The following is a 17,068-nucleotide window of genomic DNA, read 5'->3' as shown; positions in this document are numbered from 1 at the left end:
CTTTGAACCCAAGGCGCCAGTCTTGGTGGAGTCATCCTTGAAATACCACCCCCAACTCTTCTGATATCTAACCGAGACCAGTAAGCCTGGTCCGGGACCCTGCATGGTAGGCAGTTTGACTGGGGCGGTCGCCTCCCAAAGGATAACGGAGGCGCGCGATGGTAGGCTCAAGTCGGTCGGAAACCGACTGTTGAGTGCAATGGCATAAGCCTGCCTGACTGCGAGAGTGACAGCTCGAGCAGAGACGAAAGTCGGCCATAGTGATCCGGTGGTCCCTCGTGGAAGGGCCATCGCTCAACGGATAAAAGGTACTCTAGGGATAACAGGCTGATCTCCCCCAAGAGTTCACATCGACGGGGAGGTTTGGCACCTCGATGTCGGCTCATCACATCCTGGGGCTGGAGCAGGTCCCAAGGGTTCGGCTGTTCGCCGATTAAAGTGGTACGTGAGCTGGGTTTAGAACGTCGTGAGACAGTTCGGTCCCTATCTGCCGTGGGTGTAAGAGACTTGAGAGGATTTGTCCCTAGTACGAGAGGACCGGGATGAACGAACCTCTGGTGCACCGGTTGTCACGCCAGTGGCACAGCCGGGTAGCTAAGTTCGGAATGGATAACCGCTGAAAGCATCTAAGCGGGAAACCAGCCTTAAAACAAGGTCTCACAGGGCCGTCCAAGACCAGGACGTTGATAGGTCAGGTGTGGAAGTGCGGCAACGTATGAAGCTAACTGATCCTAATCGCCCATATCTCTCACACATCAAAAACACATGCACAGTAGTCAGTCACACTCTCTTCAAAAAACACCAACCAACACTCCCATCACCTTACAGGGTGAGCGGGAAGACCTGGTGGCTATGGCGGGGGCTCCAAACCCGATCCCATCCCGAACTCGGCCGTCAAAACCCCCAGCGCCTATGATACTGCTCCTCGATGAGTGGAAAAGTCGGTCGCCGCCAGGTCCCCTCGCTTACCCTTACAATACCACCCACTAACGCGGGGTGGAGCAGCCCGGTAGCTCGTCAGGCTCATAACCTGAAGGTCGTAGGTTCAAATCCTACCCCCGCATCCAATACCCTAAAAATAGCTGTATTCCAATAGTTCCAGAGACGATTCTCGCTTCCTGTGTCGCGCGTCTTTGTTATACAAAGACCTATGGAACAGCCCATGCCTCCCTATGTGATCCGACGCCGCAATAGCCTCTATTTCCGTGTCCGTATCTCACGCGAACACCAGGAATGTTTAGTCAAAGAATTCGTCATCTGGTCGTGCCGTTGCTTGATCCTGTGAGCTGGAGTTGGGGTTTTCTAAGTTGCGCGACGAAAAATACGCGCGGCTTTTAGAACTTTCGTTTGATCATAGGTTCACATCCATGAAGCTGGGCTATCGCCAGTCTGTGGTACGATTTTTGTCCTAACAAGGATTATCCCGGGAAGCCGATCAGATTGTACAGATACCCGTTTCTGGAATTGACACGTTACGGATCGTGCATCAAAAAGCTAGGAGGAGGGCTCGCTTATGGGCTCAGCTAACTGACGGGTGGGGCTACGCGTTAAAATATTTCAAAAATATGTGGAGATCACTTATGGGATTCTTTTCACAGAAAACATCAAGCAAAAGCAGCAAGTCCTCGAGCCTCCCAAGGTAACGGCGAACAAGAAGCCGTCTGTCCAACAAAGGAGCCGATCAGCAAAGGATATCATCTCAGTTCCAAACGTCGCAGACCAAAAGGCCAACGGAAAGAGGCCAAACCGATACCAACCTGATCCAGCTGCCACAGGATATGCTCAGTCAGCTCATCGAACTTGAGCTGAGCAATGCCAATGCCTGACCGCCATAGAAACCGTCTTGCAAAGCTTAAGACTCCCGTAACAGCACAAGCATTTTTGAAAGCACGCTTAAGGTTTCGTACGTCTTTAGACCCATCCTACTTTGAAAATTTCTTCCCACAGAACAAGGTGCGTGAACCTGTTTCTGGGAACACAGCCTATAAAGCGAAACTAATACTCACTTATTATCATGGTTGTTATGAAGGGGTTGAATGATCGACTGGCGCGCGTCACGCCATGGGTAGACGTAGAGAACGAGCATATCACGGTCATACTGAAAACGACGACCAATTCAGAGATTATGGAGACTGGATGATCTGCTCGCCAGGGCAAATTGTTTTATCAGCCAAAGCAAAAGCCTAGTCTTCCCTCGAGATCATGGGGGGCCAGACTTTCTAAAGAGGACATCGCCTGTCAGGTTGTCTTTAACGATATACCCTGTGATCATAGCTTTCAGGGGAGGTTGAAAAATTTTTAGAGGATATTTCTGGAGAAAGGGGAGAAACTTTAAGAGACTTATTTCAGCCATTGTTTTGAGCGTGTCTTCAAGTGTAGTAAGGAAAGCACGGTAAAAAATGGCCGCTACGTTTCTAAGAGAGAGATTTTTACATGATGGGTCCCCAGCAACGCCAAGCCTTACAAAACCAGATTTGGCAGATTGCGAATGATGTGCGTGGTGCTGTGGATGGTTGGGATTTTAAGCAATATGTTTTAGGGACGCTCTTTTACCGTTTTATCAGCGAAAATTTTGCAGCCCATATGGAGGGAGGAGACGATAGCGTTACGTATGCGACGTTCTCCGATGACGCAATTCCACTTGAAACGAAGACAGACGCGATTAAAACAAAGGGATATTTCATTTATCCCAGCCAACTTTTTGAAAATGTTGCTCGGGATGCTGGGAGAAACGACAATCTTAACACCATGCTTGCCGAGATATTTACCTCCATTGAAAGTTCGGCAAACGGCTTCCCTTCAGAAAAAGAGATTAAAGGGCTTTTTGCTGATTTTGATACAACGAGCAATCGCTTAGGTAATACGGTAAAAGATAAGAATGCACGCCTCGCTTCTGTTTTGAAAGGCGTAGAGAAGATCGATTTTGGCGAGTTCTCAGGGCATCATATTGACGTGTTTGGTGATGCTTACGAGTACCTCATTGGTAATTATGCCGCCAATGCAGGGAAGTCAGGCGGGGAATTTTTCACGCCACAAAACGTCTCCAAGCTTATTGCGCAGCTTGTTGTGCATAATCAGAAGAAAGTGAATAAAATCTATGACCCTGCCTGTGGGTCGGGATCGCTTTTATTACAGGCAAAAAAACAGTTTGATGCGCATTTGATTGAAGAAGGGTTTTTTGGCCAAGAAATTAATCATACGACGTATAACCTCGCGCGTATGAATATGTTTCTGCACAATATTAATTATGACAAATTCAACATTCAACTTGGCAATACACTTACTGACCCGCATTTTGGAGATGATAAGCCCTTTGATGCAGTCGTCTCTAATCCGCCTTATTCCGTAAAATGGGTTGGCTCTGATGATCCAACATTGATTAATGATGAGCGCTTCGCCCCGGCGGGTGTGCTGGCGCCTAAATCGAAGGCTGATTTTGCGTTTGTGCTGCATGCGTTGAGCTATCTTTCCAGCCAAGGGCGTGCGGCGATTGTGTGCTTCCCCGGAATTTTCTACCGAGGTGGGGCAGAGAAGAAAATTCGGCAATATTTAGTTGATAACAACTATGTAGAAACCGTGATTTCCCTTGCACCGAATTTATTTTACGGAACAACGATCGCCGTTAATATTCTTGTTCTTGCTAAGAATAAGAAAGATATGGAAACGCAGTTTATCGACGCTAGTAAGTTTTTCAAAAAAGAGACGAATAATAACGTTCTTACAGATAAGCATATTGCTGAAATTTTAGAGATATTTGCTCGGAAAGAAGATAAAGAATATATCGCGAAATCAGTGCGCTTTGAGGATATTCAGGCCAATGATTATAACCTGTCTGTTAGTAGTTACGTTGAAGCAGAAGATACGCGAGAAGTGATTGATATTGCCAAGGTAAATGCGGAACTACGCACCACTGTCGCAAAAATTGATCAGTTACGGGCTGATATTGGTGTGATTGTCACAGAGATTGAAGGCGATGAGGTGACGGCATGAACACCTGTATGCGCTATATGGAAAAGCTTCTTGAAGGTGTTGAGGTTGAGTGGAAGCCGCTGGGGGAAGTGTTGATAGCGAATATAGGAGGTGGAACACCTTCTAAGGCGGAACAGACTTATTGGAGTGGTAAAATTCCGTGGGCATCTGTTGGAGATCTGAGTATTGAAAATGCATTTGTAGAACAAACACGAAATCACATTACTGATGAGGGGCTTAAGAAAAGTTCATCTAATTTAATTCCAAAAGGCTCTCTTATAGTAGCGATTAAAATATCGCCAGGAAAAGTTAAGATTGCTGGCAGTGATATTGCGATAAATCAAGACTTGAGAGGTTTAATAGTAAAAGACTGCATATTGAACAAGTATTTATATTATTATTTAAATATTATTTCTTTTGTGGGGAATGGAACTATTGTAAAATCTGTAACATCAAAATATCTTGAAAAAATAGAAATTCCCATCCCCCCGCTTCGCATCCAAGATAAAATCGTCCAAATTCTAGACACATTCACAGCCCTTACAGCCGAGCTTACAGCCGAGCTTACAGCCGAGCTTACAGCACGCAAAAAACAATACAACTATTATCGTGAAAAATTATTGCAGTTCGGCCCCGAGGTTGAGTGGAAAACGTTGGGAGAGGTAGCAGAATACTCCAAGGGACGTACTAAATTAGTAGAAGTCGATAACACAAACTACGTAGGCGTCGATAATTTAATTCAAAATAAGCTTGGGAAAACAAATTCTGATAAGTTGCCTAAAAGTGTTACTTTAGCAAAGTATGATAAAGAGGATATACTTATAGGTAATATCAGGCCGTATTTAAAGAAAATATGGTATTCTGATCGTTTCGGAGGTGCTAATGGAGATGTATTAGTTATTCACAAGGTGGATAAGTTAGTAATCTCAAGGTACTTATATTACATTTTATCAGATGATCGTTTTTTTTCATATAATATGAATTATAGTAAAGGGGCGAAAATGCCTCGTGGGAATAAAGATAAGATTATGGAGTACTCTTTCCCCATTCCCTCACTTTCAGAACAAGAACGCATCGTGTCGATCCTCGATAAATTTGACGCGCTGACGCATTCTATTAGCGAAGGGTTGCCACGCGAAATTGAGTTGCGTCAGAAACAGTATGAGTATTACCGGGATATGTTACTTAACTTTCCGAAGCCCCCAAAAGCGTAAGGAGGGGGGCTAATGGTAGATGAATCTAAGGATAAAGCTGTTGACCATAAAGAACTCTCTGAGGTGGCTTCTTATTTAGAAAATAGTCATCAAAAAATACAATTGATCTATGCGTTTAATGGAACAGGGAAAACCCGTCTATCACGAGAGTTTATAGAAAATTTTTCATTAGAAGAGGATGATAAACAGTCCAAACGTGATTCTGTCGATGGTTATAGAATTATATATTATAACTCCTTCACAGAAGATCTTTTTTATTGGGACAATGATGTAGAGAATGCTCCAAAGCTTAAGATACATCCTAATAAATTTACAGATTGGATATTAAAAGATCAGGGGAAAGAAGGGGATATTATTAATATATTTCAAGAATATACAAATAGTAAAATAATGCCGAAATTCCATGATGATTATCGAGAAGTTACATTTTCATTTGAAAGTGGTGATAATCAATCTTCTGATACTATGAAAATTTCCAAAGGAGAAGAGAGTAATTTTATATGGAGTATTTTTTATAGTTTAATTGAAGGAATTATTGAGAACCTGAATATTATTGATCCTGATGATCGGGATACATCTGATTTTAATCAATTAAAGTATATTTTTATTGATGATCCTGTTAGCTCCTTGGATGAGAACCATCTCATTCAACTCGCTGTAGATTTATCTAGTTTAATAAAGAAAAGTATTTATATAAAGAAAGATGATCTCAGGTTTATAGTAACAACTCATAACACGTTATTTTATAATGTTATGTATAATGAGTTAAAAGGGAAAGGTAAAAGTTTTTTCTTGGAGCGTGATGGCGATGGTCATTTTTCTCTTATGAAAAAAGATGGCGATTCAAATAAAATTTTTTCCTATCATTTATATATTAAATCTACCTTAGAAGAGGCGGTTAGATGTGAGTGTATAGAAAAATATCATGTTATGTTGTTAAGAAATTTGTATGAAAAAACAGCTAATTTTTTGGGATATAAGAACTGGTCTGAGTTGCTCCCAAAAGATGGCCGAAAAGGCTATGTTAGTAGAGTGATGAATTATTATTCTCATAGTTCTGTTGTGGGGGAGACAACATCAAGCTTATCGGAACCTGAGAAGAAAATGGTGCAGTATTTACTGAAACATTTAGATAAGCAGACCTATTATCAAAAGGGAGAAGAAAAATGATTCAAAAGACAACGCCAATTGCCGAAACAAATAATTTTATTGTCCTAGATCGCTATATTTCAGAAAAAAAGACAGACGGAAGCTATCAAAGCGAGGCTGATTTAGAGCGTGAATTGCTTCATGATTTGGAGCAACAAGGCTATGAGCGGATTAATCTTAAAAGCCAAGAAGATATGTTGGCTAATGTTCGGATACAAATTCAACGCTTAAATAATACCACTTTTACGGACGAAGAGTGGATGCGCTTTGTGAATGAATATCTCGACAAGCCGAGTGATAATAGTGTTGATAAAACGCGTAAGCTTCATGATGATTATATTCATGATTTCATATTCGATGATGGTCATATTCAGAACATTCATCTTGTGGATAAAAAAGTCATATCGCGCAATAAGATGCAGGTTGTTCATCAGTTTGAGCAGAAGGGGAAGCATCTTAATCGGTATGATGTCACCATTTTGGTCAATGGTTTGCCTCTTGTGCAAGTGGAGCTCAAAAAGCGCGGTGTAGCGATACGCGAAGCCTTTAATCAGGTGCATCGCTACAGTAAAGAGAGCTTTAATAGCGATAATTCTTTGTACAAATATCTACAAATTTTTGTTATTTCAAACGGTACCGATACACGATATTTTGCGAATACCACAAAGCGCGATAAAAACAGCTTTGACTTTACCATGAATTGGGCAAAGTCTAACAATGAACTGATCAAAGACTTAAAAGATTTTACCGTAACATTTTTTCAAAAGAATACTCTTCTTAAAGTTATGCTGCATTACTCTGTTTTTGATAGCAGCGATACATTATTGGTGATGCGTCCTTACCAGATTGCGGCGAGTGAGCGTATCTTATGGAAGGTCACAAGCTCATACGAAGCCAAGAGTTGGAGCAAGCCTGAAAGTGGCGGGTATATTTGGCATACGACCGGATCAGGAAAGACGCTGACCAGCTTTAAAGCAGCGCGCTTGGTCACGGACTTAGAGTTTATTGATAAAGTCTTTTTTGTTGTGGACAGAAAAGACCTCGATTATCAAACGATGAAAGAGTATCAACGTTTCTCTCCCGATAGTGTCAATGGCTCGGAGAGCACGGCGGGTCTTAGGCGAAATCTGGATCTAAACGACAATAAAATCGTTGTGACCACCATTCAGAAGCTGAATAATCTAATTAAAGGTGAGAGCGACTTACCAATATATGACAAGCAGGTCGTTTTTATTTTTGATGAATGCCATCGGAGCCAGTTTGGTGAGGCGCAGAAGAACTTAAAGAAGAGGTTTAAAAAGTTTTATCAGTTTGGTTTTACGGGGACTCCGATCTTTCCTGAAAATTCTTTAAAGGCAGTTACGACGCGGGATGTTTTTGGAAAAGAGTTGCATTCTTATGTGATTACCGATGCTATTCGGGATGAAAAGGTTCTTAAATTTAAAGTTGATTATAATAATGTCCGTCCGCACTTTCAAAAATTTGAGACGGAGCAGGATGAGAAAAAGCTCATCGCTGCGGAAGATAAAACAGCTTTGCAACACCCCAAGCGGATTGAAGAAATATCGGGATATATACTAAAAAACTTCCGTCAAAAGACGCATCGCCTTCAAGTGGGGGCGCGTGGTTTTAATGCGATGCTTGCAGTGAGCAACGTTAGTGCTGCGAAACTCTATTATGAAACGCTCAATCGATTACAGGAGACGAGTAAGCATAAGTTAAAAATCGCGACAATTTTTTCATTTACTGCGAATGAAGAACAAGATGCCGTAGGGGACATTCAAGACGAGAGTTTTGATGTGTCGGCAATGAATAGCAGCGCGAAGGAATTTTTAGAGCACGCTATTGAAGACTATAATAACTTTTTTAGGACAAATTTTAGCGTAGATAGCAAAAGTTTTCAGAATTATTATCGCGATTTAGCTCAACGTGTGCGTTCTGGAGATGTTGATCTCTTAATTGTGGTAGGGATGTTCCTCACAGGGTTTGATGCGCCTAATCTTAATACACTATTTGTCGATAAAAACCTGCGTTATCACGGTTTGATACAGGCTTATTCACGAACAAACCGTATTCATGGGGCAACAAAAAGCTTTGGTAATATCGTAACCTTCCGTGATTTGGAGCAGGCTACCATTGATGCGATTACGGTGTTTGGAGATAAGAACACAAGAAATGTTGTTTTAGAAAAAAGCTATAAAGAATATATGGAAGGCTATGTTGATGAGGAAACCGGTAAAAAGAAGCGCGGTTTTTCTGATATTGTTGCAGACTTAAAAGAGAAATTCCCAGATCCTGAGAAAATTGTATTAGAGAAAGAAAAAAAGGCTTTTGCAAAGCTTTTTGGTGAATATCTAAGAACAGAGAATATTCTGCAAAATTATGATGAGTTTACCAGCTTAAAAGAATGGCAAGAGATTGATCCGCATGATGCTGAAGCGGTTGAAACATTTAAAAGTGAGCATAACCTAACAGATACGGAGTTAGATGATCTCAGATCTATAAAGATGCCGACGGAAAGAGAGGTGCAGGATTATCGCTCTTCTTACAATGATATTCGAGAATCGGCGCGACGTGAGAAGCAGTCTGACGAGAAAGAAACGTCGGACACGGATTGGAATGATGTTGTTTTTGAGGTTGATCTCTTAAAAACACAGGAGATTAATTTAGATTATATTCTGGAGCTGATCTTTGAGCGTAAAGAAAAGAATGAGAGCACAGAAGAATTAATTACAGAAGTTCGTAGGCTTATTCGGTCAAGTCTTGATAGCCGAGCAAAAGAAAGTTTGTTTGTTGATTTTATCAATCAGACCAACTTGGACGATGTGGCGGACAAAGCTGGCATCGTGGAAGCCTTCTATGAGTTCGCGCAGGCTGAACAGCGGCACGAAGCGCAAGAGCTTATCCGTGATGAACATTTGAATGAAGAAGCTGCCAAACGCTACCTAATGGCATCCCTAAAGCGTGGCTTTGTCAGTGAGAATGGCACAGGCCTTAATGAGACCCTTCCCAAAATGAGCCCTTTAAACCCTCAATATCTGACAAAGAAACAGACGGTTTTTCAGAAAGTAGCTACTTTTGTGGAGAGGTTTAAAGGTATTGGCGGTGAAGTGTGAGGGCTTTTCCCCTATGGTGCGGTTGGAGAAAATAGAGGGTTTATCTTCTCGTAAATTATTATGTGTGTTTTCTCCTACTTAACTAATATTTGATGAATAATGAATAACGCATCAACGTTGCAGAGGCTGTGATACACACCGCTGGAAGATAAGAAATGCATCGCTTTTAAAGAAGTGACTATGGACTGCTTTGACCATATGGAGGAGAGAAGATGTGCATGAGATGCTCTTTCGTTTTTCTGCTTAGTTGTCATGGATACTGATCTTAGATGAATTGCAAGAATCATCACCTAGGGGTTTTGTGGGGAATGCGGCACCATATCTAGTTTTTTGTGCGAGAAAAAAAGATTTTTCGTGCCTTAAAGCTTAGTTTCCTGCCCCTTTTTAGAGCTGCTTATATTTGCTGTTGTTAGATGGGGTATCTTCTATTTGAAAATGAGAAGAATTCTCATCTAATCTTTCCTTAGTCGCAATGCACAGTAGGGAAAGCAGCTATGACTATGGGTTTTTCAGGGCGTGGTCGTCCTCTCGATACGTTAAAGCATGAAGAGAAAATTGCTTTATGGTCGCTTAGAAAGCTCCTAGGGCCTCAGCACCAAAGAGGGGAGATGTCTCTTACGGGATTGCTCGGGAAAGAAGCTTATTCACTTCATCAGCGTTTTCACGCATTCTTTCTCCATACGGTTCATACAACGTGCTCTTTGCATGTTTCGTCAACTGAACAACATTTGTTGCAGGTGATGGCAGAGATGCAGATACTTTCTCACGAAGACGGCATCGCTTCAGAGCTCAGGAAAGCGTTGCTGCAGTTGAGTATGACATTAGCAGCTTATGGGTATTGGTTGCCTCAACCTGTTCGTCAGGTGTCTTCGGTGCAAGGTGTCCCACATATGGGGATAGCACAAGATAATTATCCGCCCATGATGCAGGCTGCAGAATGATTCCTCTTGCGCTCTTCGCTCTCCACCTTAGGATACCTGTTCTAATCTATCTCAGGCCGTGAGAGCGAGGAGACGCGTTGGTTCATCAAAAAATTTCCCTTCAAGAGGGGTTAGACCTTCAATGTGGAGAGCGTGTAGCGCCACTCGATATTGCATATCAAACCTATGGTACACTTTCTCCGGCACGTGATAATGCCATCTTGATTTGTCATGCTTTGACCGGGGATCAATATGTAGCCGATCCACATCCTTTTACGGGAAAGCCGGGCTGGTGGGCACGTATGGTTGGGTCGGGCTTGCCGATTGATACGGATCGTTTCTTTGTTATCTGCCCAAATGTACTGGGTGGGTGTATGGGTTCCACAGGCCCACTTTCACATAAACCCGATAGCGATGAGCTATGGGGACGGGATTTTCCGATTATTACGATGCATGACATCGTGGCAGCTCAGGTAAAGTTGATGGATCATCTAGGGATCGGTCGGCTCTTTGCTGTGATTGGAGCGTCAATGGGTGGCATGCAAGTGTTGACCTGGGCATCAGATTATCCAGATCGTGTGTTTGCTGCGATGCCTATTGCGACATCGGCCTTCCAGTCAGCACAGAATATTGCGTTTAATGAAGTGAGCCGTCAGGCTATTTTTGCTGATCCTGACTGGCATGATGGGAATTACCGTCAATTTGATACGATCCCAGCTCGTGGGCTCGGTGTGGCGCGGATGATGGCGCATATTACGTATTTGTCTGAAGAAGCTTTAACGCGGAAATTCGGGCGGCGTGTGCGTAATGCGTCCCAACCTTCAGCGATAGGCAATATGCCGTCGGTTTTCTTTGGCGATATGTTCGAAGTGGAAAGTTATTTGCGTCATCAAGGCTCGACTTTTGTAAAACGCTTTGATGCAAATGCTTATCTCAGCATAACGCGTGCGATGGATTATTTTGACCTTGCGGCAGAGTATGACGGAGATCTTACTATTCCGTTTAAGGGATCTCCGACACGTTTCTGTGTGATCTCTTTCAGTTCTGATTGGCTCTTTCCAACGTCTCAATCACGCCATCTTGTAAGGGCTCTCAACCGTTCTGGAGCCAATGTGTCTTTTGTGGAGATTGAAAGTGACCGCGGACATGATGCGTTCCTTCTTGAGGAACCAGACTTTGACCGCACGATGCGTGGTTTTCTGAATGGGGCTGCTGAGCACGCGGGGTTAACGCAAGGGGGGATTGCACATGCGCGTTGATCAACAGGTTATCGCTGACATGATCGCACCTTGCAGTCGCGTGCTGGATGTTGGCAGTGGGGATGGCAGTCTTATTGGCCACCTTTTTCGCACACGAGCCTGTGATGCACAGGGGATTGAGCTTAGTATGGAAGCCGTGACGCATTCTGTAGCCCATGGCTTGCCTGTTATACAGGGGGATGCGGATCACGATCTCATTCATTATCCCAATGATAGTTTTGATTACGTTGTGTTACAGCGCACGTTGCAGGCTGTGGAGCGCCCACGTGAAGTGTTGAGGCAGATGCTTCGTATTGGTGAACATGCGATTGTCTCTTTTCCCAATTTTGGTCATTGGCGTTTGCGCCTGCAACTTCTTTACACAGGGCGGATGCCGATGACGTCCGTCTGGGCGACACCGTGGCATGAGACCCCCAACATTCATCCTTGTACGATCAAAGACTTTTTCGCTTTATGTGAAGAAGATGGCTATGTCGTTGAACATTGGACAACCGTCAATGAGCGAGGCCGGCGGGCTCCGTGGTATTACTCTCCGCGGTTAGCCAATTTATGTGGGGAGCAAGCGCTTTTTCTGTTGCGACGAAAAACATAAAAGGGAGTGTCATAGTTCTTTTTTTCCAAAAGGGATGACATACGCAGATAGCGTCCCCATCTTCATTGAAAAGCATTCTGATAGAGCATGCTTCCTTTTATGAATACGTTACCCGGAGCGTGGACTATGACGGATATTCTTACGGCCATTAAAAACCGCCGTTCGTTTAAAAATTTTGATCCTAATTATGTGTTGAGTCAGGAGGACTTAACGGCGATTTTGGATACAACGCGCTATGCACCAACGGCGTTTAATATCCAAAATTACCGTTTTCTCGTGGTGCGCGATGCTGAGCAGCGGGAAAAAATAACACAGGCAGCTTGGAACCAACCTCAGATCAATAGCTGTTCGGCATTAATTGTAATGTGTGCAGATCTAAAGGCGTGGGAAAAAGAGCCAAGACGTTACTGGGCGAACGCTCCGGAAGAGGTGCAAGCACTTTACGCTGAGAAGATGATCCCGAACTATTATGAAGGTAAGGAGCAGGTTCAGCGTGATGAAGGGTTCCGTTCTGCGAGTATGGCGGCATATGCGCTTATGATGACCGCACAGGCTTACGGGCTTGATAGCTGTGCGATGGACGGTTTTGACTTTGAGCAAGTCAAGCAGATCATTAATCTACCAGAAGATCACGAGCTGATTATGTTTGTGGCGATTGGTAAGGCGGTGAGTGAGCCTAAACCGCGTTCTGGTATGCTTCCTTTGGAAGAGATTGTGCGTTTTGATCGCTTTTAGAGTGTAGGGGCTTTTCGGATATCCTGTGAGATATCTGGGGGAATTTACGCAAATTTTAGAGAGCTAGGGAGAAAATAACCCCTTGCTCTCACCATACGGCCAGCCTACTATATAGGACTAACAAGCTCCCATTTCTATAATGTCATTGGGCTGTGCTTGGGGAACGCCGTTTCTTAGGAGAAATCATGAGCAGTTTTACGGCTCTCGGTCTGGCGGAACCGATCTTAAAGGCCTTGAATGATGAGGGGTATGAAAACCCAACGCCTATTCAGGCTGGCGCTATTCCGCACCTGTTGCAAGGGCGCGATTTATTAGGGCTGGCACAGACCGGAACTGGTAAAACAGCGGCATTTGCTTTGCCGATTTTGCAGCATATTCTTGAGAACCCTCGCCGTACTCCTACACGTGGTATGCGGGCGTTAATCTTGGCACCAACGCGTGAGCTTGCTGCACAAATTGGTGCGAATTTTGCCGCTTATGCACGTCATATGAAGTTTTCATATGCAGTCGTGTTCGGTGGTGTCGGGCAGGGGCGCCAAGTTGACGCTATGAAACGTGGTGTCGATGTGCTGGTTGCAGCGCCGGGACGTCTCTTAGACCTTGTTGGGCAAGGGCATATTGACCTTTCAACACCAGAAATTGTTGTGTTGGATGAAGCTGACCGTATGTTGGATATGGGCTTTGTGCATGATATCCGTCGTATTGTCGCGAAACTGCCCAGTAAGCGTCAGACGCTTTTATTTTCAGCAACGATGCCTTCTTCGATCCGTGACTTGGCTCATTCGTTGTTAAATAATCCTGCCATTGAGCAAGTGACGCCAGAATCCAGTACGGTTGATCGTATCCGTCAGGCTGTGTTGTTTGTCGATTCAGCAAAGAAGAAAGACGCTTTGCTGATGCTTGTAGATAATGAGCGCGTTGTGCGAGCCGTTGTCTTTACGTTGATGAAGCACGAAGCCAATAAAGTGGCGGAATATCTCAATCGTCATGGCATTACAGCAGCGGCGATCCATGGCAATAAGTCACAAGGGGCGCGAGAGCGTGCAATGAGTGGTTTCCGTGATGGGAGCATTCGCGTGCTTGTTGCGACGGATATTGCAGCTCGTGGTATCGACGTTGATGACGTATCACATGTTTTCAATTACGATCTTCCAAATGTGCCGGAGGCTTACGTCCATCGTATCGGTCGTACGGCGCGTGCTGGCCGTGAAGGCTGGGCAATTTCGCTGTGTGATGCAGAGCAACGTGCTTGGCTGCGTGATATTGAGAAGCGCATCGACAAGGATATCTCGGTTATAACGGATCATCCGTATCATTCTAATGATGCGCAGAATTCAACGCAGCGCCCGCCTGTTTTGGGTGGAGGTCGCGGTGGTGGACGTTCTTCCCGTCGTTCGTCTTCGGGGCGTAGTGGTGGAGCTCGTCGTCATAATGGCGGTGGTAGTGCGCCTCGCCGTGGTGGCATGCGGCGCTCTTCATAATCATGATGTGATCATGCATCGCAAATGAAAAGGCGGGGTGAATGGAAAACATTTCTCCGCCTTTTTTTGCGAATGTTTGGATCGTGTGCGAGATTAATGGACGACTTTTTGGGGGGAGAATAAAATGGTGGATCAGAGAACACAAAGAACGCCACTGACATGGGGGCATGGTTCAGTAGAGGTTGAGTTCTTTCTTGATCCAACATGTCCATTTTCCAATAAAGCCTTCAAAAAAATAAAGCCTTTTGTAGCGTTAATGGGGGAAGAGGCTGTTACGGTTCGGGTGTATCTCCACGTGCAGCCTTGGCATCTCTTTTCGGGTCTTATTGCACGGACGGCACTGGCAGCAGCTTTGAGCTCTGAGGGGAGAGAGGATGCGTGGCGCGTATTAGAGGTCGTGGCTGAGCACCGTGATGAATTTGACGCGATCGACCATTGCCGAGGAGCTTTGATGGCCGTCACGCCTACTGAAATCCGTCAGCGAATTGAGGGTTATGCGGGATTAAAGCTGTCGGATTTCTTCGAAAAAGAGCGTGTCACGGCGATGTTGAAACGTCAGACACGATATGCGCGCCAGAACGGCATTCATACAACTCCAACTGTCATGCTTAACGGTCTTATTGACGAGCGTTTTGGTAGTGGTGACGATGTTGAGACATGGGTAGAATACTGCACCTCATAAAGAGGTTGGTAGATGTGAGCCTCTTCTCTCTGGGAGCATTATGCTGTTAAGGTGATAGTGTCGCTTGTTGTCGTGCGACCTAATGCTGGGAAGATGCTTTCATAAGCAAAGCGATGCATCTCAGGGGAGAGACTTGTGGTCGCATCTTCAACCAAAACGACATTATAACCGTGCTCGTGGGCTGCTCGAGCCGTTGACTCAACGCCAAAGTTGGTTGCAATACCGCCGATGACGAGTGTTGTAATGCCGCGACGGCGAAGTTGGAGATCGAGCTCTGTTCCAAAGAAAGCGCCCCATTGATGTTTGGTAATGCGAAGATCTGTGGGTTTTGCTAGCCCATCAACGAGCTCTGACCAATTCGAGGGGAGTGCTTCATCAGAAGAGGTGAGGGGGCGATCAACAGGTGCTTGCAGTGCGTCGGCACCATCGGATGAGAAAGCCACATTGACCAAAAAGACGGATGATCCATATTCCCGAAAATGATGCGCTAGTTTTTTGCTGCGTTCAACGACGGCCTGCCCTGAATAGGGAGCGGTTGGCAGTGAAACGATGCCATTTTGAAGGTCAATAAGAACAAGGGCGGTTTGGGCGCTAGGTAAGGAAAGCATGGATGTATCCTTGTCGTGATCATTAAGGTAGGGACGGGGTAGCGCCTTGAAAACGGGCCGTCACATGAAAAGCTGAGAACACATAAAGAGAACGTTTCGTAAAGCAATTCTGTGGTTTCTACAGAACGAATGCGTCCCGCTAAGTATGACGCAACACACGATCACTTATAAAATAACATATTATTTTGTGAAGAAATTTTATGGCGGATGGGGTGGAAGCCATAATAAAGCCATTCAATCCTTATTTTAAAACATTTTATGGCATTGTATGTATTTATGAAGCCCCCTTTCATGCCCCCATCTTCCGATTCTGTTGTATGTATGGTGCCTATGGTTATCTTAGTGCATCCCGGCCCACATCTCCCTTCTCTCATTCCCATAGTCCCGCATCATCGCGGGCAGTTCGTGCAAGTCGGGATGAGCACGTAGCTCATCAGCGGCCTGCCGTTCTTCCTGCGCTGTGTAATGCACAGTTGGAGGGCAGAGCGGCTTGTAGCGTGTTGGGGCGCAGCCAACGAGTGGCAACAACGTCATACACAGCATAAAGAACTTCATCAGAATGTCCCCTTGTCCAGATCACCGATAAGCATATTGTCAGAGCGTATGCCGTTCGTGCGGGCTTCGAGCATCCGTTGCGCGGCTTCTGCTGCTTGCGTAGCGTCGCTTGCGTCTTGGCGTTCGGAGCTTACGCGGGCGCTGTTTCGTCCGGCCCGGTTGCTATAGACGATCAGAGCCGTAAGGAAGCCGAGCACGGTCAGGATGAAGCCTCCTGCGAAATATGGGTTCATGGTTCTTCTCCGAACCAACCTTCTTTAAGAGGGGCGTCAATCCAGCCTTCTTTGTTGGTCATGGGTAATGTCCTTTGCTGCTTTTTTTGTCTGTTGGTACGGGGAGAGCCGAAGCCCTCCCATATGGGTTAGCCCATGCCGTTGATGACAGGTGTGGCCGTTGGGGCCTCTTCGCTTGCGCTAGAAGCCTCGGCTTTTTTCTTTTTCAAGCCGGCTAGCACCAGAGCAATGCCGGACAGAATGCCCGTAGCGCCTGCTAATACGGAGGCCAGATCAAAGGAGACCTTGCTTTCCACGGTAGGCAGAACGCCATCAAGCAAGCGGGCGGCACCGTCAGCGATCTTCTCTTGCGTTTCGCCTTTCTTCCCTGTGACGGCGGAGAAGATGTTTTCGCCGGCTTCGACAAGGGCGGTGATGGGGGTGGCTGTTGGTGTGGTTGTTTCTTCGGTCATGGTGTTTCTCAGTTTTCTTTTTGAGGAGATAGTAGGAGTGTTGGATGCATCAGACAGGCCGGCCCATCGCGGCAACGAAGCTCTGGCATGGTCATGGCTGGGG

Annotated in this window: 14 protein-coding genes, 1 tRNA gene and 2 rRNA genes; 13 read left to right on the top strand and 4 right to left on the bottom strand. The window is 45.1% G+C overall.

Features of this window, described 5'->3' with window-relative positions; all coding sequences use genetic code 11:
- From GS535_RS03935 to GS535_RS03875, 13 genes are all read left to right on the top strand, one after another.
- Nucleotides 1–755: ribosomal RNA gene (locus GS535_RS03935) — 23S ribosomal RNA — on the top strand; the annotation flags it as partial.
- Between the two features lie 87 nt (nucleotides 756–842).
- Nucleotides 843–957, top strand: a 5S ribosomal RNA gene (gene rrf, locus GS535_RS03930).
- A 33-nt stretch (nucleotides 958–990) separates the two neighbouring features.
- Nucleotides 991–1,067, top strand: a tRNA-Met gene (locus tag GS535_RS03925).
- A 1,366-nt stretch (nucleotides 1,068–2,433) separates the two neighbouring features.
- Nucleotides 2,434–3,990, top strand: coding sequence for a type I restriction-modification system subunit M (locus GS535_RS03920; protein ID WP_160792519.1), 1,557 nt, complete (start codon nucleotides 2,434–2,436; stop codon nucleotides 3,988–3,990).
- Nucleotides 3,987–5,183 (top strand): restriction endonuclease subunit S, encoded by a 1,197-nt coding sequence (locus GS535_RS03915; RefSeq protein WP_202401646.1) that lies wholly within the window; start codon nucleotides 3,987–3,989, stop codon nucleotides 5,181–5,183. Before GS535_RS03920 ends, GS535_RS03915 begins: the two co-directional genes overlap by 4 nt.
- Before the next feature lie 12 nt (nucleotides 5,184–5,195).
- Nucleotides 5,196–6,353, top strand: coding sequence for an AAA family ATPase (locus GS535_RS03910; protein WP_160792518.1), 1,158 nt, complete (start codon nucleotides 5,196–5,198; stop codon nucleotides 6,351–6,353).
- Nucleotides 6,350–9,448 carry a type I restriction endonuclease subunit R gene (locus GS535_RS03905; RefSeq protein WP_160792517.1) on the top strand — a complete coding sequence of 1,033 codons (3,099 nt, stop codon included), beginning with the start codon at nucleotides 6,350–6,352 and terminating at the stop codon, nucleotides 9,446–9,448. The genes GS535_RS03910 and GS535_RS03905 overlap by 4 nt, the downstream gene beginning before the upstream one ends.
- A 494-nt stretch (nucleotides 9,449–9,942) precedes the next feature.
- Nucleotides 9,943–10,389: a hypothetical protein gene (locus tag GS535_RS03900; RefSeq protein ID WP_160792516.1), complete on the top strand. Its 447-nt coding sequence runs from the start codon at nucleotides 9,943–9,945 to the stop codon at nucleotides 10,387–10,389.
- Nucleotides 10,390–10,466: 77 nt separating this feature from the next.
- Nucleotides 10,467–11,627, top strand: coding sequence for a homoserine O-acetyltransferase (locus GS535_RS03895; RefSeq protein WP_160792515.1), 1,161 nt, complete (start codon nucleotides 10,467–10,469; stop codon nucleotides 11,625–11,627).
- Complete coding sequence (gene metW / locus GS535_RS03890) at nucleotides 11,617–12,219, top strand: methionine biosynthesis protein MetW (RefSeq protein WP_160792514.1); 603 nt, start codon at nucleotides 11,617–11,619, stop codon at nucleotides 12,217–12,219. The genes GS535_RS03895 and metW overlap by 11 nt, the downstream gene beginning before the upstream one ends.
- A gap of 126 nt (nucleotides 12,220–12,345) precedes the next feature.
- Nucleotides 12,346–12,954, top strand: coding sequence for a nitroreductase family protein (locus GS535_RS03885; RefSeq protein ID WP_160792513.1), 609 nt, complete (start codon nucleotides 12,346–12,348; stop codon nucleotides 12,952–12,954).
- Between the two features lie 185 nt (nucleotides 12,955–13,139).
- Nucleotides 13,140–14,435 carry a DEAD/DEAH box helicase gene (locus GS535_RS03880; protein WP_160792512.1) on the top strand — a complete coding sequence of 432 codons (1,296 nt, stop codon included), beginning with the start codon at nucleotides 13,140–13,142 and terminating at the stop codon, nucleotides 14,433–14,435.
- 124 nt (nucleotides 14,436–14,559) lie between these two features.
- Nucleotides 14,560–15,117, top strand: a complete 558-nt coding sequence (locus tag GS535_RS03875; protein WP_160792511.1) for a thioredoxin domain-containing protein — start codon at nucleotides 14,560–14,562, stop codon at nucleotides 15,115–15,117.
- A gap of 38 nt (nucleotides 15,118–15,155) precedes the next feature.
- On the opposite strand, the gene GS535_RS03870 is transcribed toward GS535_RS03875, so the two are convergent.
- The 4 genes from GS535_RS03870 to GS535_RS03855 form a co-directional block, all read right to left on the bottom strand.
- Nucleotides 15,156–15,725: a hydrolase gene (locus GS535_RS03870; protein WP_160792510.1), complete on the bottom strand. Its 570-nt coding sequence runs from the start codon at nucleotides 15,723–15,725 to the stop codon at nucleotides 15,156–15,158.
- A gap of 339 nt (nucleotides 15,726–16,064) precedes the next feature.
- On the bottom strand, nucleotides 16,065–16,280 hold the full coding sequence (locus tag GS535_RS03865) for a hypothetical protein (protein WP_160792509.1): 216 nt from the start codon (nucleotides 16,278–16,280) through the stop codon (nucleotides 16,065–16,067).
- Nucleotides 16,280–16,513 (bottom strand): hypothetical protein, encoded by a 234-nt coding sequence (locus GS535_RS03860; RefSeq protein WP_160792508.1) that lies wholly within the window; start codon nucleotides 16,511–16,513, stop codon nucleotides 16,280–16,282. Before GS535_RS03860 ends, GS535_RS03865 begins: the two co-directional genes overlap by 1 nt.
- 128 nt (nucleotides 16,514–16,641) lie before the next feature.
- Nucleotides 16,642–16,965: a hypothetical protein gene (locus tag GS535_RS03855; RefSeq protein ID WP_160792521.1), complete on the bottom strand. Its 324-nt coding sequence runs from the start codon at nucleotides 16,963–16,965 to the stop codon at nucleotides 16,642–16,644.
- Between the last annotated feature and the right edge of the window lie 103 nt (nucleotides 16,966–17,068).

The sequence above is a fragment of the Saccharibacter sp. EH611 genome, assembly GCF_009834765.1.
GTDB lineage: Bacteria > Pseudomonadota > Alphaproteobacteria > Acetobacterales > Acetobacteraceae > Saccharibacter.
The sequence above is the reverse complement of the archived record's forward strand: the minus strand, read 5'-3'. Positions and strand labels throughout refer to the sequence as shown.

What these genes read in the sequence shown, in the direction of transcription:
- GS535_RS03920 (WP_160792519.1), top strand. Translation starts at nt 2,434, where the DNA reads ATGATGGGTCCCCAGCAACGCCAAGCCTTACAAAACCAGATTTGGCAG.
- GS535_RS03915 (WP_202401646.1), top strand. Translation starts at nt 3,987, where the DNA reads ATGAACACCTGTATGCGCTATATGGAAAAGCTTCTTGAAGGTGTTGAG.
- GS535_RS03910 (WP_160792518.1), top strand. Translation starts at nt 5,196, where the DNA reads ATGGTAGATGAATCTAAGGATAAAGCTGTTGACCATAAAGAACTCTCT.
- GS535_RS03905 (WP_160792517.1), top strand. Translation starts at nt 6,350, where the DNA reads ATGATTCAAAAGACAACGCCAATTGCCGAAACAAATAATTTTATTGTC.
- GS535_RS03900 (WP_160792516.1), top strand. Translation starts at nt 9,943, where the DNA reads ATGACTATGGGTTTTTCAGGGCGTGGTCGTCCTCTCGATACGTTAAAG.
- metW (WP_160792514.1), top strand. Translation starts at nt 11,617, where the DNA reads ATGCGCGTTGATCAACAGGTTATCGCTGACATGATCGCACCTTGCAGT.
- GS535_RS03885 (WP_160792513.1), top strand. Translation starts at nt 12,346, where the DNA reads ATGACGGATATTCTTACGGCCATTAAAAACCGCCGTTCGTTTAAAAAT.
- GS535_RS03880 (WP_160792512.1), top strand. Translation starts at nt 13,140, where the DNA reads ATGAGCAGTTTTACGGCTCTCGGTCTGGCGGAACCGATCTTAAAGGCC.
- GS535_RS03875 (WP_160792511.1), top strand. Translation starts at nt 14,560, where the DNA reads ATGGTGGATCAGAGAACACAAAGAACGCCACTGACATGGGGGCATGGT.
- GS535_RS03870 (WP_160792510.1), bottom strand. Translation starts at nt 15,725, where the DNA reads ATGCTTTCCTTACCTAGCGCCCAAACCGCCCTTGTTCTTATTGACCTT.
- GS535_RS03865 (WP_160792509.1), bottom strand. Translation starts at nt 16,280, where the DNA reads ATGAAGTTCTTTATGCTGTGTATGACGTTGTTGCCACTCGTTGGCTGC.
- GS535_RS03860 (WP_160792508.1), bottom strand. Translation starts at nt 16,513, where the DNA reads ATGAACCCATATTTCGCAGGAGGCTTCATCCTGACCGTGCTCGGCTTC.
- GS535_RS03855 (WP_160792521.1), bottom strand. Translation starts at nt 16,965, where the DNA reads ATGACCGAAGAAACAACCACACCAACAGCCACCCCCATCACCGCCCTT.